The following is a 21,180-nucleotide window of genomic DNA, read 5'->3' on the forward strand; positions in this document are numbered from 1 at the left end:
TTACAGGGTGCAGATTTTTTTATTGTATACCTCAACGGAGTTATGATTTATAAGGAGTTGAATTAATGGTACAAAAGGTTGAATTAATGACACTTTAAAATAATTTTATTTTCTTTATGTAAATAATGTAGCACTCAAAAGTTGATTTTACCGCATTGTTGAATTGATTTCCTTTGTCTATAATCATGATATACAGTAGTGGTAAGTACGTATAGAAAACTGGAGCCCAAAAAAACGGGATGTCAACTTTACACTACCTGATATACAAAAGGAGGGCATACATGTGACAGCAACTAAAGGAAAACGGGGAGCAAAGTATATATGGAATGATGTAAGAAAAAATAAGTGGCTTTATATATTTTTGTTACCTGGTATTACATTTCTATTCATTTTTAAATATCTGCCTATTTTCTTCAATATAATTGCATTTCAGGATTATAATATCGCAAGTGGAATAAAGGGATTATTTACAAGCAGATGGATTGGTCTTGAAAACTTTAAATACATATTTTTAGAATCAGGTGATTTCTGGAAAGTATTTCGTAATACTTTTGTTCTTAGTATTTACCGCTTGGCATGGGGATTTCCGGCTCCAATCATTCTGGCACTCTTATTAAATGAGGTTAAAAGAATTAGGTTTAAAAAGATTACACAGACAATTGTTTACTTACCATATTTTATTTCTTGGGTGGTTATAGCGGGAATGGTTCAGCTTTTGCTGGCAGGGGACGGTGCCGTGAATGAAATATTAAAGGCATTGGGCATGGAACCCATAAAATTCATGATCAGCAACAACTGGTTTCGAACGATTGTTGTGTCTTCTACCATCTATAAAGAAATCGGATATGCATCCATTATTTTTATGGCGGCATTATCGGGAATTAATGAAGAGTTATACGAAGCAGCAGGAATTGACGGAGCAGGAAGATGGAAAAAAATTCTCTATATCACCATTCCCCAATTGACACCAACCATCATTGTGGTATTTATTCTGCAAGTGGGGAACGTAATCAAAGGCGGCGTGGATCAGGTGCTGCTTCTATATAATCCCATGGTTTATGAGGTGGGGGATATCATCGGAACTTATGTATACCGGACCGGTATCAGGGAGGGAAGATTTAGTTATTCCACAGCCATCGGCCTATTCGAATCTGTTATTGCAATAACTCTTATGATTATTACAAACAAGCTGGCCAAAAAATATAGTGAAGGAGGGATAATGTAATGAGAACACATACGAGAAAAAGAAAAACTACCAGTCTGGGAGATAAGATGTTTGACATAATCGTATATTTCTCTTTGACAATAATTGCATTAATAATGATTTATCCGGTATTAAATGTATTTGCCATATCCCTTAGTCCGTATAAGGATACCCTGCTTCATCCCTTTATGTTTTTTCCAAGGCATCTGGATTTTAGTGCATTTAAAGCGGTATTCACCAACAACCTCATATTTTCAGGTTATAAAAATACACTGTTAGTTACAATTGGAGGAACCATTCTTTCTGTATGCATGCTCATACTTACCGCTTATCCCCTTTCACGAAAGGAATTAAGATGGAAGAAGGGCTTCATGACATATTTCCTTATCGTGATGGTTTTCTCAGGTGGGTTTGTCCCGGAATTTATTGTTATGAAAAGTCTGGGACTATATAATACCCTTTGGGCGTTGATTATACCATTTTTATGTCCTATTTACAATTTGATACTAATGAAATCATTCTTTGAATCAATTCCGGAAAGCTTAATTGAATCAGCAAAAATCGATGGAGCCCAGGAATGGCATATATTATTTAAAATCATGGTTCCCTTATCAAAGCCGGTAATTGCTGCAGTATCCATGTTTCAGGCAATTCTGTTCTGGAATGATTTCTTTAAGGCAGTTATTTATCTGAAGGACCAGGTGAAATGGCCCTTGCAGCTCATACTGAGGGAAATCATTGCAGCAGCTGATGCAAGTTTCATGAATTCAGGAGGAAACATTGCAGAAGTTAATATGAATTTAATCCCTGCAAAGTCCCTGCAATATGCTTCATTAATTGTGGTAATACTTCCGATTTTATGTGTATATCCCTTTGTACAGAAATATTTTGTCAAGGGAGTTATGATTGGGTCGGTAAAAGGTTGATAGTTTTGGCGACATGCCATTATTATAATAATTTTATAGGAGGAGAAGGAAATGAAATTAAAAAAAATCAGTTTTGTGGTATTATCTCTGGCCCTTGCCGTATCGGCGTTAACCGGATGCAACCGCAATAAGGGGAATGAGGTTGAATCTGAGACAGTCACTGATACAACTGAACCTACCACAGCCGGAGAGGCAGAGAAAGAGGAAGAAACAGTTACAATCAATCTTATGGCTAATTTATCACCGGCACAAAATAGCCGTATTGGTCAGGAAACCATAAAAAAGCTGGAAGAAAAATTTAATATTAAGCTTAACTTTGATATTCCACCTTCCGCTAATTATGCAGAGAGGGTGCAGATTGCGGTTAGTTCCGGTGAGCTGCCTGATGCAATTCTTTTTGATGATACAGGTGATACGCTGCTAAAATCAGGAGCATTAAGCGGTACATTTATTGATATATCAAAATATTTACAGGATGCTCCTAATATCATCCAGCATACACTTCCGCAATCATTAAATGCAGTAAGGTATATGAACGATGACAAAATTTTTGGTGTTACACGTTCCACGCTGGTTAGAGCGGATGGACTGGCGCTTCGATCGGACTGGCTGGAGAAGCTTGGAATTACAGGGGTAGAAGAGGGAAAACCAATCACTTTGGATAAATTTACAGAAATAATGCAAAAATTTTCGGAAAATGATCCAGACGGAAACGGAAAAAATGATACTTACGGTATGAAAGCTTTTGTGGGACCGGATGGAGAACTTGTACCCCTTTCTACAGCCAGCAATATTGATGTAATCGGTGGAGCATTTGGGCTATGTGGATGGCAGAAAGCAGCGGGAGAAGAATATACTTATATGGATCCCAGATATAGCAAAGAATCAGAAAATTTTAAAAAGCTGATGGTGTTTCTGAATGAAATGGTTGAAAATAAGTGGATGGACCCAGATTGGCCTACAATGAAATCGGCTCAGGCGAATGATAATTTTAATAAAGGTAAGTACGGTTGTATGGTTGCTTTCCCCACTAATGTAGATTTTTCTGTTCAGAAACTGCAGGAGGTAAATCCGGAAGCAAACCTTATATGGATACCAGGGATCATTAATCCGGAAGCTGGCAAGGTAACCGGAACTACTTTTGCAACAGGCGCATGGGGTTGCTGGGCAATAACCAAGGATTGTAAGAATCCCGAAAAACTTGTTCAGTTATTTGACTATATGCTTTCCGATGAATTCTATTATGATGATCTAATGGATGGCGGTGAAGGTGTGGGCTATAACACCGTGGATGGTAAAAAGGTTCCTACTGAAGATTATAAGTCAACAGATAGTGTAGGCTGGAACAGAAGTATGGTAAGAAGAGCAAGTGATACAGCTGTTTACTTAAAGTTAACATTTGATGACGCAACAAATCAGAAATATAATGATCAGATTGATACTTCAGTATCCAATGCTGTAATTTCACTGGACGGAGGTTATATTCCTGATATAGCTGCGGATGCAAAATTCATTGATTATAAGACAAAGATGAATACTACAATTACTAAAATCATATTGGGAGAGCTACCTTCCAGTGCATATGATGAAATATTAGACGGCTGGTATGCAGCCGGAGGAGAAGAGTACATTAAAGATATGAATGCACATATTACTGCTATGTCAGGTAAATAGCAGCCAGCAATCATTATAGGAACAGTTAAGAGGGAGATGCAAAATAAACGAGGAACTCTTTTGCGGCTCCCTCTTATTCTTGATAAGCGGAAAAATACAGAGCATGCCAGTGCGAATTATTGCATAATTCATACCCTGATTTGTGGCAGTAAACCATCTGCAAGCAGATGATTTATGCCATGGGAGCCAGTGTAAAACTTTACCGGATGACCGGCATAATAGTAAGAAATCGTAAGAAGGGAGAATACAGAGGAAATGGTATCGGAAGCAAATTCTAAATTGCAGAAAGCAGACATAGATAATGCAATCGAAAGGGCAATTATTCAAACAGATAAGGCCATTCATGACTTAGGAGTAGAAGTTAAGGCAGCTGCAAGCATGGGGGGGAGTTTATCCTCCAAGCCAGATGGGAGGATGGACGGAAGGCTTTTTTACCGGAGAACTATGGTTGATTTATGAGTGGACGAAGAATGAAAAATATTCGGAACTTGCAAAAAAGCATGTGGAAACGCTTAAAAACAGGATACAAAACCATATTCGAACAAACCACCATGACATGGGTTTTTTATATTCACCCTCCTGTGTAGCTGCTTACAAATTATGCGGGCTGGAAACCGGTCGGGAAGCAGCACTTCTGGCTGCGGATAATCTAATCAGCAGATTTCAGGAAAAAGGAAGCTTTATTCAGGCATGGGGTGAACTGGGAGAAAAGGATAATTACAGGATGATCATTGACTGTCTGATAAATCTTCCCTTATTATACTGGGCCACGGAAGAAACAAAGGATGATAAGTACAGGAATTATGCCGGCAGACATCTGGAAACGGCTTTAAAATACATAATGAGGGAAGACAGTTCAACCTATCATACCTATTTCTTTGATAATGTAACCGGTGAACCCTTATATGGTGTCACCCACCAGGGATACAGAGACGACTCTGCCTGGGCAAGGGGACAGGCCTGGGGAATCTACGGCGTGGCACTGGGTTACAGATATTTGCAAAAACAAGAGTATATTACCATATTCAAAAGAATAACGGATTATTTTATAGAGCATCTTCCGGAGGATCTGGTACCCTTCTGGGATTTTGATTTTACGGATGGCAGTACGGATCCAAGAGATTCCTCCGCAGCGGCCATTGCAGTATGCGGAATGCTGGAAATGATAAAATATCTGCCGGAACAAGAGGCGCACTATTATGGTGACATGGCAGAAAGGATTCTGCTGTCCCTGATCAACAACTATTCCGTAAAAGACCCTGATCATTCAAACGGACAGCTGCTTCATGGAACCTACAGTAAATCCTCACCTTACAATACCTGCCCCGATAATGGTGTGGATGAATGCAATGCATGGGGAGATTATTATTACCTGGAGGCATTGATGAGGGTGAATAATCCTGAATGGAAATTGTACTGGTAGTACTTGAGCTGACTTGATCAGGTTCGGAAGGTTCTGTAAGTTTTGAAATTAAAGTGGGATGTCTGACTGCATTCTGAGAAATAAGATTAAGGAGAAAGGCTGAAAGAATTTCATTCTTTCAACCGGAGATTCGTGCTGCGCACAAAGTCTCCAGACTTTGAAAGGAGAATTGTTATAAAAATGAAACAAGTATTTTTAATTGGTGATTCTATCCGTATGGGTTATGAACCCTTTGTAAGAGAATATACAAAAGAACAAGCGATAATCCAGGCCCCAAAATGCAACTGTGAATTTTTACAGTATACCTTCAGGCATATTTATATGTGGCGTGATGAAATAGAAAATCCAAACAACATAGATATAGTCCATTGGAATAATGGTTTATGGGATGTTCTCAGGTTAGACAATGACCAGCCGCTGACACCACAGTATTTTTACCGGGATACCCTGCAGCGGACTGTAAACCGTATACATTTTTTATTCCCTAACGCAAGCATTGTTTTTGCATTATCAACACCAGTGATTGGGCACTTGTCACCGGAAGGACTTGAAAGACGAAATTCGGATATTGAAATCTATAATGCTATTGCAGCTGAGGTTATGGATAAAAACAAAATTCCAATCAATGATTTATATAAAGTGGCTTCTGCATTTCCGGAAACATATCATTCTGATTTTACGCATTTTACAGAGGAAGGAAGCCGGGAACTGGCAAAAGCAGTTATCAGGGCAATCGGCTGTGTTCCTCAGTGAAGTTATAACCACATGGGAGAATGGAAGTCTGAGTAACAGTCAAATATATCAAACAACAACCTGTATATTAACTTATACAGGTATGGAAGTATTTCAAAGGAGGTTTTTTATGGATAATAGAAATGTTAAAATCCGGTTGTCAGTATTATTAATTTGTACGTTAATTATTAATTTGTTTTCTGGAGCTCTACCTTTTTCAATCCATGCTTTAGCTGATTCAGCTCAGACTTCAACCAACCTTATTAACAACGGAAGCTTTGAAACGGCAGTGAGTGGGTCAGCAAATGGCTGGACAGACTGGCAGGCAAGCGGATGGAAAGTGTGGAAGGCACAGGGTACCTGTACGGTAACCATGGACAGTACAACATACCATGAGGGCAGTAAAGCCTTAAAAATTTCCAGCTCAGACCCGACAGGAAAATGGCCGGTGATACAATATGGAGTACCGGTGACCGGAGGTAAAACCTACAAATTAAGCGGTTGGATTAAAACCGAGGATATAACGAACACGGTATACTACAGAATTTACTTTACTTCCGGGGGAAAAGAAATATCAGGTTCCCTTATTGATTTTGGAAAGCTGACAGGAACCAATGAGTGGACGTATGTAGAGAAGACCTTTACAGTCGTTGCTGGTGCAAATGGATGCAATATCTATAACTATTTTCTTAATAATACGGGAACTGCATGGTTTGACGGATTGGTCCTTGAGGAAACGAATAATCTGTTGACAAACGGAGGATATGAGCTGGTAACTGCCGGGTCTGCAAATGGCTGGAGTGATTATCAGGCAGCTGAATGGAATGTATGGAATGCGCAGGGCATATCAGAGACAACCGTTGACAGTACGGTATATAAAGAAGGGGCAAAATCCCTGAGAATTAGTTCCACAGGTGAGAGTGCAAGAACTACAGTGGGACAGCGTAATATTCCTGTGGAACCTGGCAAGTATTATAAGCTGAGTCAATGGATAAAGACAGAGGATATATCAAAGGGCGCCAGTACACGAATCCAGTTATATGACAGCAGCAATTCTCAGGTACAATTGATATATACCGACAGCTTATCCGGCACAAAGGATTGGACCCGGGTTGAAAAGGTGATTCAAGCTTCTGAGAAAGCAGTTAAATGCCAGATTGAAAATTATTATGATTTTGGGACAGGTATAGCGTGGTATGACAGTATAGAATTTAAGGAAGTAATTCCTGCAACCGGAGTGAGCCTGGACAAATCGGAAGCCTATATAGGGATTGGAGAAATATTAATACTAAATGCGGACATTACCCCTTCCAACGCAACGGAGAAAAACCTTATCTGGTATAGTTCAAATACGGATGTTGCTATGGTTGCAGATGGCGTAGTGGAAGGTCTTGGAACAGGGGTGGCTATCATTACGGCTGCCGTTGATGGTAATGTAAAAGCATCCTGTATTGTTATTGTAAATGGACAGGAAAGCGATATTACTACGACTAACTATACGGTATCAACAGACGAAGATATACCCGTAAGGGGAGTAATTGAAGCTGTCGATGATACGAATCATCCTCTTACCTACACCAGACTGACCAATCCTTCTAACGGATTACTTCAGCTAAAAGATGACGGCAGCTGGACCTATACACCCATAAAGGACTATAGCGGTACAGATAGCTTTATCATATTAATAGAAAATGGACAGGGAAGTATAGCAACTTCAAGTGTCACCATTAATATCAATCCGGTAAATGATGCACCGTCTTCCGGAGAAATAACAGCAGGAGTTGTACAGGGGGCTTATACAACAGGTAAAATTACAGCAACGGATGTGGATATGGATAGTATCACCTATGCTATGGGAACCCAGCCTTTAAAGGGAACAACAGATTTGACTCCGACAGGAAATTATACATATACAGCGAATCCTGACAGCACCGGTGAGGACTATTTTGAAATCACTGCAAGTGACAATAAAGGCGGAATATCACTTTACAGGGTCAATCTGTTTGTGGTACCCAAAGGAGAAAAAATTATAGCTGCACTGAAGGAAACAAGTGAGGAGAAAGAGCATCCGAGAATATATACCGGAAAAGAGGCCTTTGATAACCTGAAGAACTGGCTGGAAAATAACGATGAATATATCACGAAATGGTTTAACAATGTAAAGCTTGCGGCTGATACACTACTCATTAAACCTCCTAAGGAATATGAACTTCCGGACGGACTTAGGCTGGCGGCAAGTACAGAGGTACTAAACAGAACAAAAATCTTAGCAATGACTTATCTTATGACAGAGGACAGCAAATATGCGGAGAGACTATGGATGGAATTGGATAAGGCAGGAAATTTTAAGGACTGGAATGCCTCACAACATTTTCTTGACACAGCTGAGATGACCAATGCTTTTGGTATAGCTTATGACTGGCTGTATGATTACTGGAGTCCCGAACAAAAGAGCTTTATTGTAAGTGCAATTAAGGAAAAGGGACTATTACCTGGAGTTAATGCATATAGCAAAGGGGAATCCTGGACAAGAACGCAAAACAACTGGAATGCCGTATGTAATGGAGGACTTGCGGTAGGAGCATTGGCTGTTGGAGATGAAGGGGATAGGGATCCTGAGATAGAAAGCATTGCTGCAACTGTCCTTGAAAATGCAGTCAAAGGCCTGCCTTATATGCTTAAGGAGTACAAACCTGACGGTGCATGGTATGAAGGACCGGGGTATTGGAACTATGGAACAGGGTATACAGTGTATATGCTGTCGTCCATGCTTCAGGCACTTGGAACGGATTATGGGCTATCCAATCTGCCGGGCATAGATATAACCACAGATTTCCCCATATACAATATCGGAGCAAAGGGAAGCTATAACTTTGCCGACTCAGGAACAGATACAGCAAAATCACCAATCTGGCTCTGGTTTGGAACAAGGTTTAATAACCCTTCCTATTATTGGGCTCATAGGGTGGCAGCGGTAGATGGAGATCCCTTGAGCATGATATGGTATCCGGGAACAGAAGAATATACTACAGGGGAAGCACCACTGAAGCTGGATACAAAGTTTAGCAATGCCGAAGTCGGAATTATGCGAAGCGGGTGGAATAATAGTAATGGAAACTTTTTGGGATTTAAAGGCGGTTATAATCAATTTACCCATGGAGATCTGGATCAGGGCTCCTTTGTATATGATGCTTACGGAGTAAGATGGGCCGTGGATTTGGGAGCAGATAACTACAATGCTCCTAAGTACTGGGACTATTCAGAATCAGGAGGAAGATGGACTTATTACAGGAAGAGAGCAGAGGGACATAATACCTTCGTAATAAATCCGGGAAATTATCCGGATCAGAATGTATTTGCAAGGGCTAAGATTGAAAGGTTTGAAGTAAATTCAGATGAGACAGCGGCAATGTCCATTGTGGACTTAACGGAAACCTATAATAAGGATGCGTTCTCTGCAAAGAGAGGGTTGTCTCTTACAAACAGCAAAACAGAACTATTAGTACAGGATGAGATTAGTAACAAAGAACCTTCTGATTATTGGTGGTTTATGCATACCGATTCAGGGATAGAGATAAGTTCGGATGGAAAATCAGCCATACTCAGTAAGAATGGCAAACGACTTTATATTCAGATACTTGGTGAAGAAGGAAGCTTTACCGTGATGGATGCCATTTCACTTCCAACTTCACCGGAAGCGGTTCAACAGCCCAACCCGGGAATAAAAAAGCTGGCCGTTCATCTGGAAAACGTCTTGAACGTAAAATTTGCCGTAAGAATGGTTCCTCTTACGAACATTGACGAAATACCGTCAGATAAACCGGAGATAGTGGACTTAGATGGATGGAATGTGAAAGAGGAAAATAACTTATTTGCAGAGGGTCTGTCAGTAGCGGGTACGGAACTGCAGAATTTCCATAAATTCAGCAGAAGCTATGAGATAACATTACCGTATGAAACCGTATCAGTACCGGAGGTCGAGGCAATTATAAGCAATTCTGATATAAATGTTGATATAGAGCTTCCGGAGGCTCTCCCCGGTATTGCTAAGATAACACTAACCTTGAAATCAGATGCAAGCAGGAAGAATAGCTATTATATCCAGCTGTTGCTGAAAGAAAAAGATAAAGATATCATAGCAAGTGCTGCTCAGGAGGGTAACTGGCCTGAGAATTCCATGGACGGTGATCTGGTAACCAGATGGGCTGCGGAAGGAGATCAGTGGATACAGTATTACATAGGTGAGGAGCAAGAGGTGGAGGCTATATCCGTTGCATTCTTTAAGGGCAATGAAAGAAAGTATTTATTTGATGTTCTCATATCAGAGGACGGAAAGAATTGGGAAGCGGTACTGTCAGGAGTACAGACATTGGGAGATACCTCCGATCTTGTAAAATATGATTTTCCTGAGATGAAGAGAGCAAGATATGTAAGAATATTCGGACATGGCAGTAATGCGAACAATTGGAATAACGTTGCTGAAACAGTAATTCATAGTTCACAGATTGCAAAACTGAAAGACTGAATCGATAGCCGGGGGATCTACTATATTGTGTAAAGCTGAGTAATGAAGCAGGAACAACGGAAACTGAAGAAATAGCGGTTGTTTGTTCTGGACCGTCAGGATTTGCAGCTGCTGGAATTGCTGCGCTATATCAGCAAAAAATAATTTTCTGGTTCGCCATGTTAGGGCGGAAGATATCCCCAAAAAACTAGTTTAAGAAAAGGAGCACACTTATGACTGTTGCACTGAATTTAATTTGTAATAAACAATTGTTATATCCTATCAGCGAAGTAAGTGGACAATTAGGATTTGAGTTAACGGAAAAAGGCATTCCTGTCACTATAGATTATACAGGAACTGGCTTTCGGGCAAGCTTTAAAAATGGACAAGGAAACATAACATACGAGAAAAAAGTAGAGCTGTTCAGAGCGTTGTCCATGCTTGTGCCCGCTGTGAAAAGGAAGCAGGAATGGGAGATTACCCAAACCTCTTTATTCAATAGCAATGGCGCTATGTTTGACTGCTCCAGAAATGCAGTTCTAACAGTAGAATCGGCAAAAAAAATAATACGGTATATGGCTTTAATGGGTCTTGATACTTTTATGCTTTATACTGAGGATACCTATAAGGTGGAGGGTTTAGATTATTTCGGATATATGCGGGGGGCATATACCAGAGAAGAATTAATAGAAATAGACAGATATGGCCAGGCCTTTGGCATTGAGGTAGTTCCATGCATACAAACCTTAGCTCATTTGATTCAGGCACTTAAATGGCAGGAGCTGGAGCCTCTTAAAGATACCAAGGATACATTGATGGTGGGCAGTGAAGACACTTACGATTTTATAGAGAAGCTGATCAGCCACTGTGCAAGCACGTTTACTACAAAAAGAATTCATCTGGGAATGGATGAAGCAATGAATCTGGGACTTGGGGAATATCTCAAAAAGTATGGCTATACAACCCACAAAAAGCTTATGAACATGCATATGAAACGTGTAATGTCCATCGCTGAAAAGTATAATATGAAACCAATGATATGGAGCGATATGCTTACCAACAATGCCCGTTCCGGGGAAGAATCCCTTGATTTTGAAGTTGACAGGAATATAGGCCTTGTTTATTGGAGTTACAGAGCCTATAGTATGGAGACTCACCTTGCCAATATCCAAGAGAATAAAAAGCTATCCGATAATGTGATATTTGCAGGCGGAATATGGGGATGGTCCAATGTGGCCGTTAACTATATCATGACCCTGGATGCGTCAGAAACAGCACTTATGGCTTGCAAGCAGGAAGGTGTAAAGGATGTTTTTGTTACCTGGTGGGGAGATACCGGCGCTGAAGTTAATATGTTCTACAGCCTTTTGGGTTTACAATTTTATGCAGAGCATGGTTATAATAAGCAGGTGGATAGGAATGTTCTTTGTCAGCGGTTCCTGGAGTGCACAGGTTATTCCTATGATGCCTTTTACCGGATTTCGCGGTTTAGCGTACTTGATGATAGTAAGGAATCCACAAGAACAGCCTTTTCTAATGCAGCCAGGTGTATTTTGTATCAGGATATTTTAAAAGGTTTATTTGATGTGAATCTACAAAAGCTTAATATGGATTTAACCCAATATTATAATGATTTGGAGCAGGAAATGTCAAAACATGAGGGCATATTGTTTCAGTTCCTGGAAAAACTGGCATATGTGTTAAAACAAAAGTGGAATCTGGGTATTAGAATAGGGGAGGCTTACAAAGGCAATGACATAGCAGGTTTAAGAAGTATTTTACCGCAGTTGTCTCAGCTTACAGAAGCGGTGAAGGAGCTGCGCCTTATTCATCGGCAGCAATGGTTTGAAACTTATAAGCCCTTTGGCTGGGAGGTTCTGGATTCCAGGTATGGAACTATACTGAGTAATATTGATACAACGGAATTTCGTTTAAGTGAATATATTTCAGGAAATGAAAGAAACTTGCCGGAATTAGATTGTGAGCGTTTAATGTTTAAAGATTGGTGGTCAAATGAAGGGGAGGAGATACTATTATGTCACTTCTTCGGCAGGACTATATCCGCAGGTGTTTTTGACATGGAAGGATAAGGATTCCATATTGAAAAACAAGTAGTGGGAGGAAAGTAAAAAGCACTGTAAAGGAAAATATAATAGAAGGAGACTAATCAAATCCATGATTAGCCTCCTCTTAATTATGATGCGGTCATCATTCTTCTATATCGAATGCATATATTGATACATTCTGGCTGCCCCAGGTACGCAGTGGAACAAGGCGTATGGCTTTTACCTCTTTATTGCAAGGTACACGTAAAAGACGCTGATGATTTTCTCTGACTGATTCTGTAATTACAGTGCCGTCAGAAAGGGTGTATCGGATGTCCAAATCACGCAGTAGAGTTTTTGGCGGATGGGACGGCTCCCAGCCAAACCGGATATTGGCTAGCATGAAGATATTGTCACCAAGATCATGTTCCCGCTGTGGAAGTGTATTGAGGTTTAAGTCACTGTCAAGGACCAGTCGTATACTCTGTACATAGGAAGGGGTATTCAATTGGTATTCAGCATAGCACCCAATTGTACCGGAGGCATAGTTGGAAGTATCCCCAACTGCCCGGTCAATGCCGTTGCGTAGGTTTTCAGCATTTTTCATATCGGAAAGCAGAGCCGAACCGGCAGTTAATTCTGATATCCGCCGGGTATAAAAGGGCAGGTAACAGTCGTCTTTCATGAGTGCTTGCTGAAGTTCATGGATATATCCCTTTGTATAAATTTCCCGGGGGGTGATATTCTCCTGTAAAGCAAATGCCGCGGCAGTTCCCATGGCCTGTCCTAAAAGGGAGCAGGTTGCCATAACGCGTGCCGAACTGAGGGCTGTATGTGTGACGCTGATGTTGCGTCCGGCGAACATAAGGTTTTCGATATTCTTTGAATAAAGGCAGCGGTAGGGAATACCATAGGGAGAAGGGGCGGGATGGTATGTTGTGGGCTCTTCGGAGGTGTACAGTCCGCAGGGATGATGGTCATCCATGGACCAGCCGCCATAGGCGATTAAATCATCAAAGCGGCCTTCTGCACGTACATCATGCTGGGTCATCACATAATCACCAATGTAGCGGCGAGATTCCCTTTTACCGGGCAGAATACCGATCCAGTCAATATCATAATTTTTATTTTTTTCATAATTCTCCGGATCATTTTTTACAAAGTCCCAGATGCCGTAGGCAACACGAAGCAGCTCATCACGGATATTCTCGGTATCGCCGATAGTGTTCTGCATTCCCCCAAGTTCAAGGTACCAAAAGTTCTCCCTGTCGTTGGTCATGTCGGGAATTCTAAATGGCAGATCGTTTTTTGTAAAGTGTTTGGCCCAGGAAGGTGCAGTAAAACGGTGTTCTTCTGTATATTCCCTTGCCTGAATGAGCAGGCTCATACCCATTGTGTGTGAATCCGCCTGTTCCGGTGCAATATCCTCACCATATTCCTCCCGCCCTTCTCTGCCCATGCGGTATAATGCACCTGTGATTGGGGCCAGTACACTGTCACCGGAGCAATCAGCAAATAATTGTGCTTCGAACTTGTGGAATTTTTGCGTGGTAAGCTGCCAACAGGTGATTGATTTCAGACGGTTCCCCTCCATTTCGCCATCCATGCAGGAACAGTTGAGGAATAGAGAAAGGTTTGGTTCCTTCTGTGCCATTTCAAGCATAATGCTATCCCAGATGGAATAGTTTTTGTGAGGGTTGCGCCAGTAATTCTCAAGCCGCAATTCTTCTATGAGTCCTGTTTCCCGCATATTCTTACCATGGGCTCCGCCTACCCACATACGTACCTCGGATGAGGCATTGCCACCGAGCATGGGACGATCCTGAATTAAAGCAACACTACGACCATGGCGGGCAGCTGAAACTGCAGCGCATAGTCCGGCCAGCCCACCGCCCACAACACAGAGTTCGACCTTATGGTGAACTGTATCAAAGATTTTCATATTAGTTTTCCTCCCTTTTAAGATTAACATAAATTTTACTTATACTACTGACTTGCAGGATTTTAAAGCTTTCCCAAAATGCAAATCACATATATACAATAATTATATTTAAAAATTACAGTACAACAATGAGATATCCTGCAAGGCATCTTTAAAATTCTGCAATGGAAAGGAGGCATGAGAGTATGCGGCTGACAGATATGGATTGCGTTATACTACGCAGGTTTATGGAGAGTATTTCCAGGCAATATGGTGTGGAGCTCCATGTGGGGGGACCATGGGAATATGGTGCAGGCAATAGTGTTTTGCAACGCTTTCTTGTGGGGTACATTGTACATAACAGTCCCTATTGTCTCTATGTGAAATCAAACCACACCTTGATGCAGCATTGTGTTTTTGCAAAGCAGCAGCTCTTAAAAACTTTAGAAGAAAAAGGGCAGATCTGCGGCATGTGTCATTGTGGTGTGATGGAACTTGTAATGCCGATCCGACGTGAGGGAACAATTATTGGATATATAAGTGCGGGAGGCTTTCGGCCGGAGGAACATCTGTTGCATAGGCGGCTGCAAGGGCTTACCAGACAATACGGCTTTAAGGAAACAGATCTGCGGGAGATTTATGACTCAAGTTTTCCTGAGAACAGGAATCCCTCTCAGGAGCTGCAGGCAGCCCTTGGCACCCTGGCACTTTTATTTTCCTCTTTTGCGGACAGTCTTCCAATAACGGAAGCTCCTCTGAGTGGAAGCAGTATTGAAAAGACGCTTCTCTGTCAGCGAGCGTTGGAATATCTTAACATGAAGTACCCAAAACCCATTCGAATTGCAGATGTTGCAGGATTTTGTAATTGTTCAGAATCCCATATCCAACACCTGTTCCGGGAAATTTGCGGAATGACGATTGGTGAATATCTGGAGGAACTACGAATAGACAAAGCTTGTATGCTGTTGACGGAAACTGGGTTGCCTGTCTGGCAGGTAGCAGCTCGTGTAGGTTATATAGATGCGAATTACTTCTCAACGGTATTTTCAAATCGAAAGAAGCTATCTCCCACTAAGTTCAGGGAGGCTGGTAATCGAATAATCTCAATAAATAAGTAGCCAAATAATAACCAAATAAATAACCCAAATAAATAACCCAAATAAATAACAAAATAAATAATCAAATTTAAGAATTACATTCAAGTAATCGTATCATACAAAATAACTATAATAAAGAATGGTGGTAAATATGACAATGAATACAAAATTAACCGGAAGAGTTACAATACCAACGGACACAGATGTGGTTCCGGAAACAATAGAGCTATTGAATAAATGGGGAGCAGATGCCATTCGTGATTGTGATGGCACGGATTATCCGGAGGAATTGAAGTGTGTTCAGGCAAAGGTGTACAAAACCTTTAGTGGGAGTTCGATTCTCTCATCCCCTGTTGAAAGACGTTACTTTTTAGTGGCGTCTTTTTTGTTGTTTTATCAGTGTTTTCAATGGTTTGAGACGATTTTATATTTTCAATTAATGTTAGCATTTACATTCAAATTATATCGTTTAATATCATCTCATATTGGTTCATGTCAGATAAACTAGGTTCAAAATTAGGTTCAGGAAATTAGGTTTAAATTTAATGACTTTGTAAAATATTAAAGTTGTGTTTCTAGATTAGTTACTGTTTTCATTTCATATTTTTGTGCTACAAGTAAAAGCTTTTTCATTTCTTCTTATGATAAAATAATTTCATCCATATCTTTTGTAGGTACTGCACAATTTTCTTCTTTGGGTAATTCTACGTCTAACATAGGATTTGTAGTTATCTCTCCAATTTTCCAAATATATATGTTCTTAATAATGAGAATTATGAAAAAGAAATTGAATAAACAATTGATGTTCTTAAAAAGATTTATAAAATAAAAGATTTTATTATAGATGATATATAAATAAATTTATTAACTTGTTACAAAAAAAAGATTTTCCTTCTATATTCTTATGATTTAGGTGGAAGTGCTAATTTCTACAAAAATATATATTAATTTCTACAACTACCCGCACACGAAGTGAATCTATGCAATAATATAATGTAAAGAGGATACTGGTAACGCCTAAATCCATCGTAAGGATAAAGTACTGATATTCAACATGTGACACCCATTCAAAACTGCTAATTTAAAATCGGAAGCTGTATAATCAGCAGACACTATTAATGACTATAATTAATAGAAAGGTAATAATATGAAAGAAAAATTTAAAATATTTTTTTTGGTTTTTATAACTCTTTTAGCGTTAGTTTCTTGCAAAAAAAATGAAAATTTAACAATTAATGCAAGCCTTGTTGTGTCAAATTTATCAGACGAGGATTTTTCAAGCATAGGAACTAAAAATGTAGCAAAATCTGATTTTAAAAAGGTAATTTTTATTTTTGACATGAATCATAATGATAAAATATCAGAGAGAACTATAAGTATTCCTATATTTAAGAAAGTAGTAAACTCTTATGATAATGTAAAACGTTATTGGTTTGGAAAAGACACTACAATTGATAATATAAGTGAAAATTATGCTTATTATGAATCAAACTTTATTTTGTTTACTCGTAATCTATCCAAAGACGAAATTGCAAATATTTTTCATTCAGAAAATATTTCAATATCATATATGGAAAATGACGAAAATAAGGAAGAAATAATAAATTTAAAAAAAATAATAAAATTTGAATAAATCGTTGACAAGTTATGGTGAATAATGTAAAATAAATCCATGATGTTTAATACCATGGTAAATGTTAACGGTGCATATGATTACAAAGGAGGATTTCCAATGAAAAAAATCTATGTAGAGTTCTGAGCCTGTTGTTAGCGTTCTGTACAATCTTCTTAAGTCCTACTCATAACGCTTTTGCTAAAGAAAAAGAATTTAAGTACCAACTATCAAAATTCGAAGTGAAAAGTTTATCAGCTACTGTAATTACACGTCCAAGATTAAAGTTCTTCTTGATTCTGGAGAAATTTGGTCGGTAAGTCAGACAGTCATTCGTATTTCCTGAAAATAGTTCATAAGTGATGGGGATTCCATTGTTATCCATAAATAATCCCATCTGAACGATTGGATTTGGACGATGTTCTTTTGAAAGGCCTTTTGCTTTGAAGTCATCTGTCTTATCTGTTTCGAAATAGTAGTTGGTGACATCGTAATAAATTAGGCTTGTATCCCTTGTGTAAATCTCTTTTATCTTATCATTCAGCCATAGCTGTAAACTTTCTTTGTGCTTATTTAAAAGAGTAAGGAACCGGTAGACATCATCCAGGGAGTAATCAGTTTTTTCAAAGAAACGATTGCGATTTTCAAAAGAGGACTTCTTAGATGCAGGATAAAGAAGTCTGGAATAAGCATTACTTTCCACATCCCTTTTTTTACTTAATATATAATAAAATTTCAAATGGTTTAATCTTATATGGACAATTCTTTTTATATTCTCTTCTGTACAATAATAACCATAGATCGTATAGATGCTTAAATGATATTTCGGAATTATCATAAAATTGAATATCTACCCATTCGCTTATCATTTCAAAAAATAGTTCTGTTTCTTTATCCGAAAATTTAAGATTTTTATTCATTACAAATTATTCCTACCGATACCAAATTATATCAGAATATTTGTTCTGTGTAAATAATAAAATAATTAAATAAAAACTTAAACGTTTGTATATTTCAATTCTTATGTAATTATTTTAGTGAGAATTTATATTTAGGCTAAAACATATATCTCATTAAATTAGGTTCAAAATTAGGTTCAATAAATTTTATTATACTTGTAATGCTCATTCTATAAGGTGTTTGTAGTTTTATATAAAGGGTCTCCAAAACCTATTACACAACCCGTAAGGATAACGAATGGGCAAAAGCACATCCGAAAGAAGTACAGCAATGCTACATTATGACACCCTTTTATACAGCGGCAGAAAAAGGTCTGCGTATTCCTTTACTGAAGGGGATAGCAACTGACCTAATGAAGGTAAATGATTATGATGATAAAGCACGGTGGTGGGAAGTTATCGACCGTAGTACAGGCCTGGTGGTTTCTACAGAGGACTGGAGCTATGAGAAGGAAACAGGTGAAGTTATAATTACAAACTGCAGTCTGTTTCACAATTACACAGTCAGCTTTCTTGCATACCTTATCTGGGATCCGGTACATATGTATAATGCAGTGACCAATGAGTGGAAAGATGTAGAACATCAGATAACCTTTGATGTAAGACAGCCAAAGACCAGGGAATATTCCATGGGTCGCCTTCGTAAGTTTATTGAAGAACATCCTTATGTGGACGTAATCCGCTACACAACCTTTTTCCATCAGTTTACCTTAATCTTTGATGAGATGATGCGTGAAAAGTACGTTGACTGGTACGGATACTCCTCATCGGTATCACCTTATATCTTGGAACAGTTTGAAAAAGAGGTGGGCTATAAATTCCGTCCGGAGTTTATAATTGATCAGGGGTACTATAACAATCAGTATCGTATCCCTAGCAAAGAAATCAAAGACTTCCAGGCGTTCCAAAGACGGGAAGTTGCAAAGTTAGCCAATGAAATTATTTGGTATGAAATATAGACTTTTAGGACTTCCCTGAGGGGTTAAATCGTTGTTACTTCACACCTTTTTAACATGTTTTATTCGTACAAGGAAAATAATACAAGGAAAACAGTTGCCTTAGGAAGAACTTTATGATATGGTAAGGATATCTTCTGAAAGCAGAGGTTGAAATAAGAATATGTTAATTAACCTACTTTTTAACAACAGCAAATTGCGCTAATTTTTATTAGAAAAGGGCCCTTTTTAGAGGGCGCTATTTTGGTGCGGTTTACTGGGGTTACTTTATGCGGATAGTATCCGTTTTATAGTAATCTGATAAAAGGTAGGTATTTTTATGCCTGTTAACAGGTTATAGAAGGATAAATTGGAGCTATTACGCATAAACAGAAGAAAATGGAAAGGAGGCATCAAATATTATGTGGATTCGTTTACGTTTTATTTTAGAGTCAGAATAGGCTCGGCGTAAGGCGTCATTATCCGGGCCTATCCTGACAAAGAATACAGTCAGGAAAGGAAAAAGAATATGTCGCAAATTATAATAACTGATATGAGTTTTAGTTATAAAACTTTTTATGAACCAATATTTGAAGAAATAACACTTAATCTGGATACCGATTGGAGGCTTGGACTGATTGGAAGGAACGGAAGGGGAAAGACCACCTTTTTAAAACTCCTTCATAGAGAGCTTGTGCCGGATAAAGGTAGAATTAGTATGGAAACAGATACAGAACTGTTTCCCTATGAGAATAAGGTAGTAAAATATCCTCTTACCATGGATGTGATAAAAGAAAATATCGGAGGCTTAAGAACCTTAGAGGACAACCTGGAAGATCTGGAAGCACTTGGGGAATATCTGGAACTGGAGGGCTTCTCCATGGAGAGCCGCATTAAGAAAGAGATGTACCGTATGAAACTGGGGGACGAGCTGCTGAATCGGGATTTTTCACTTCTGTCGGAAGGAGAGAAGACCAAAGTGCTTCTGATTGCTCTATTCCTGCGAAAAGATACCTATCTTTTACTGGATGAGCCCACCAATCATCTGGACATTCAAGGAAAAAAGGATGTAGCGGAATATCTAAAACGAAAAAAGGGATTTTTGGTAGTATCCCATGACAGGGATTTTTTAGATGAGGTAGCAGATCATATCCTGGCAATCAATAAGTCGGATATCACTGTGGAACAGGGCAATTTTACTACATGGAAACAGAATAAAGATTTGAAGGATGAGTTTGAAGCAAGAACAGGTGAGAGATTAAACAGAGAGGTAAGACAGCTGGAGCGCCATGCGGAGAAAAGCCGGAACTGGGCAGGAACAGCCAATACTCAGAAATATGCTTTTGCCAGTCATGCAAGAACCAACGGTGCCAAGGCCTATATGGGCCAGGCAAAACGTTCGGAACAGCAGATAAAGGACAAAATAGAAGAAAAGAAATCGCTGCTCCTTAACTTTGAAACAGCGAAAAAACTTGAATTTGAACAGCTTAATACAGAGGATGCCTGGCTTGTGAAAGGAAAGAATATTATGTATTCCTATGAAGACAGGGAACTGTTCTTTGGACTATCCTTTGTGATAAAGCAAGGTGACCGTATCTGGGTAAGGGGCGGTAATGGAGCGGGCAAGACCACTCTGTTAAAACTGATAATGGGAAAACTCTCCGCTAGAGGAATACTCCGGGCAGAAGAACTTAAGATTACAGAAGCCCTGCAGGAACCTCTGTGGAAGGAAGGACATCTAAAAGACCTTATAGAGAGAGCAGATATAAATTCAGAAAATTTTGAAAAACTGTGCTGGCTTTTTGATTTACCGGATGCTCTTTTCCAACGTCCCTTAGAGACTTTCAGCAAAGGTGAGCTAAAAAAGATTGAAATAGCAAGAGCGCTTTCCGTAGATAATCATCTGATTCTTCTGGATGAGCCGCTTAACTATATGGATATCTACTTTAGAGAGCAATTAGAAAAGGCAATCCTTGCACTGAATCTTACTATTATGTTTGTTGAACATGACGAATGGTTTGGTGAGAGAGTGGCCACCAGGACAATTCCTATCGGAGATTGAGGTTATTGCTGTCATATGAATAGATGATTTTAGCTAATGAAAAAATTGTGATTCCACAGATTATTGATTGATATATAATGTGTGAA

The 21,180-nt window shown here is 39.1% G+C and carries 12 protein-coding genes and 3 pseudogenes; 13 read left to right on the plus strand and 2 right to left on the minus strand.

Annotated elements, in window-relative coordinates:
- Window positions 1-283: 283 nt before the first annotated feature.
- The 8 genes from RT261_RS01195 (at window position 284) to RT261_RS01230 (ending at window position 12,553) form a co-directional block, all read left to right on the plus strand.
- Window positions 284-1,225 carry an ABC transporter permease gene (locus tag RT261_RS01195; protein ID WP_313128308.1) on the plus strand — a complete coding sequence of 314 codons (942 nt, stop codon included), beginning with the start codon at window positions 284-286 and terminating at the stop codon, window positions 1,223-1,225.
- Complete coding sequence (locus RT261_RS01200) at window positions 1,225-2,130, plus strand: carbohydrate ABC transporter permease (RefSeq protein WP_313128311.1); 906 nt, start codon at window positions 1,225-1,227, stop codon at window positions 2,128-2,130. The genes RT261_RS01195 and RT261_RS01200 overlap by 1 nt, the downstream gene beginning before the upstream one ends.
- Before the next feature lie 51 nt (window positions 2,131-2,181).
- On the plus strand, window positions 2,182-3,804 hold the full coding sequence (locus tag RT261_RS01205) for an extracellular solute-binding protein (protein WP_313128314.1): 1,623 nt from the start codon (window positions 2,182-2,184) through the stop codon (window positions 3,802-3,804).
- 279 nt (window positions 3,805-4,083) lie between these two features.
- Window positions 4,084-4,263, plus strand: coding sequence for a hypothetical protein (locus RT261_RS01210; RefSeq protein WP_313128317.1), 180 nt, complete (start codon window positions 4,084-4,086; stop codon window positions 4,261-4,263).
- A complete protein-coding gene (locus tag RT261_RS01215; protein ID WP_313128319.1) occupies window positions 4,211-5,227 on the plus strand; it encodes a glycoside hydrolase family 88 protein in 1,017 nt (338 codons plus the stop codon). The genes RT261_RS01210 and RT261_RS01215 overlap by 53 nt, the downstream gene beginning before the upstream one ends.
- 180 nt (window positions 5,228-5,407) lie before the next feature.
- Window positions 5,408-5,980, plus strand: coding sequence for an SGNH/GDSL hydrolase family protein (locus tag RT261_RS01220; protein WP_313128321.1), 573 nt, complete (start codon window positions 5,408-5,410; stop codon window positions 5,978-5,980).
- A 109-nt stretch (window positions 5,981-6,089) separates the two neighbouring features.
- On the plus strand, window positions 6,090-10,484 hold the full coding sequence (locus tag RT261_RS01225; protein WP_313128323.1) for a carbohydrate binding domain-containing protein: 4,395 nt from the start codon (window positions 6,090-6,092) through the stop codon (window positions 10,482-10,484).
- A gap of 212 nt (window positions 10,485-10,696) precedes the next feature.
- On the plus strand, window positions 10,697-12,553 hold the full coding sequence (locus tag RT261_RS01230; protein WP_313128325.1) for a beta-N-acetylhexosaminidase: 1,857 nt from the start codon (window positions 10,697-10,699) through the stop codon (window positions 12,551-12,553).
- Between the two features lie 118 nt (window positions 12,554-12,671).
- Here RT261_RS01230 and RT261_RS01235 read toward each other — a convergent pair whose 3' ends face one another.
- Window positions 12,672-14,450, minus strand: coding sequence for an FAD-dependent oxidoreductase (locus RT261_RS01235; protein ID WP_313128327.1), 1,779 nt, complete (start codon window positions 14,448-14,450; stop codon window positions 12,672-12,674).
- 185 nt (window positions 14,451-14,635) lie between these two features.
- On the opposite strand from RT261_RS01235, the gene RT261_RS01240 reads away from it, so the two are divergent.
- The 3 genes and pseudogenes from RT261_RS01240 to RT261_RS01250 all read left to right on the plus strand — a co-directional run bounded on the left by RT261_RS01240 (window position 14,636) and on the right by RT261_RS01250 (window position 17,159).
- Window positions 14,636-15,547 carry a helix-turn-helix transcriptional regulator gene (locus RT261_RS01240; protein WP_313128329.1) on the plus strand — a complete coding sequence of 304 codons (912 nt, stop codon included), beginning with the start codon at window positions 14,636-14,638 and terminating at the stop codon, window positions 15,545-15,547.
- A gap of 136 nt (window positions 15,548-15,683) precedes the next feature.
- A pseudogene (locus RT261_RS21080) lies at window positions 15,684-15,851 on the plus strand (1,3-beta-galactosyl-N-acetylhexosamine phosphorylase N-terminal domain-containing protein); the annotation flags it as partial.
- An 822-nt stretch (window positions 15,852-16,673) separates the two neighbouring features.
- The gene (locus tag RT261_RS01250) at window positions 16,674-17,159 is read left to right on the plus strand and encodes a hypothetical protein (protein ID WP_313128335.1); all 486 of its coding nucleotides are present in this window, start codon (window positions 16,674-16,676) and stop codon (window positions 17,157-17,159) included.
- Between the two features lie 199 nt (window positions 17,160-17,358).
- Here RT261_RS01250 and RT261_RS01255 read toward each other — a convergent pair.
- Window positions 17,359-17,976: pseudogene (locus RT261_RS01255) on the minus strand (IS1634 family transposase); the annotation flags it as partial.
- A gap of 318 nt (window positions 17,977-18,294) precedes the next feature.
- Between RT261_RS01255 and RT261_RS01260 the strand changes: the two are divergent.
- Window positions 18,295-19,041 (plus strand): annotated as a pseudogene (locus tag RT261_RS01260) (1,3-beta-galactosyl-N-acetylhexosamine phosphorylase N-terminal domain-containing protein); the annotation flags it as partial.
- 544 nt (window positions 19,042-19,585) lie between these two features.
- A complete protein-coding gene (gene abc-f, locus RT261_RS01265; RefSeq protein ID WP_313128340.1) occupies window positions 19,586-21,094 on the plus strand; it encodes a ribosomal protection-like ABC-F family protein in 1,509 nt (502 codons plus the stop codon).
- Window positions 21,095-21,180: the final 86 nt, after the last annotated feature.

It is taken from the genome of Anaerocolumna sp., assembly GCF_032079385.1.
GTDB lineage: Bacteria > Bacillota > Clostridia > Lachnospirales > Lachnospiraceae > Anaerocolumna.

Excerpts from the sequence above, each read along its gene's own strand:
- RT261_RS01200 (WP_313128311.1), top strand. The coding sequence starts at position 1,225 with ATGAGAACACATACGAGAAAAAGAAAAACTACCAGTCTGGGAGATAAG.
- RT261_RS01225 (WP_313128323.1), top strand. The coding sequence starts at position 6,090 with ATGGATAATAGAAATGTTAAAATCCGGTTGTCAGTATTATTAATTTGT.
- RT261_RS01235 (WP_313128327.1), bottom strand. The coding sequence starts at position 14,450 with ATGAAAATCTTTGATACAGTTCACCATAAGGTCGAACTCTGTGTTGTG.
- RT261_RS01240 (WP_313128329.1), top strand. The coding sequence starts at position 14,636 with ATGCGGCTGACAGATATGGATTGCGTTATACTACGCAGGTTTATGGAG.
- abc-f (WP_313128340.1), top strand. The coding sequence starts at position 19,586 with ATGAGTTTTAGTTATAAAACTTTTTATGAACCAATATTTGAAGAAATA.
- RT261_RS01220 (WP_313128321.1), top strand. The coding sequence starts at position 5,408 with ATGAAACAAGTATTTTTAATTGGTGATTCTATCCGTATGGGTTATGAA.
- RT261_RS01250 (WP_313128335.1), top strand. The coding sequence starts at position 16,674 with ATGAAAGAAAAATTTAAAATATTTTTTTTGGTTTTTATAACTCTTTTA.
- RT261_RS01230 (WP_313128325.1), top strand. The coding sequence starts at position 10,697 with ATGACTGTTGCACTGAATTTAATTTGTAATAAACAATTGTTATATCCT.
- RT261_RS01205 (WP_313128314.1), top strand. The coding sequence starts at position 2,182 with ATGAAATTAAAAAAAATCAGTTTTGTGGTATTATCTCTGGCCCTTGCC.
- RT261_RS01215 (WP_313128319.1), top strand. The coding sequence starts at position 4,211 with ATGGGAGGATGGACGGAAGGCTTTTTTACCGGAGAACTATGGTTGATT.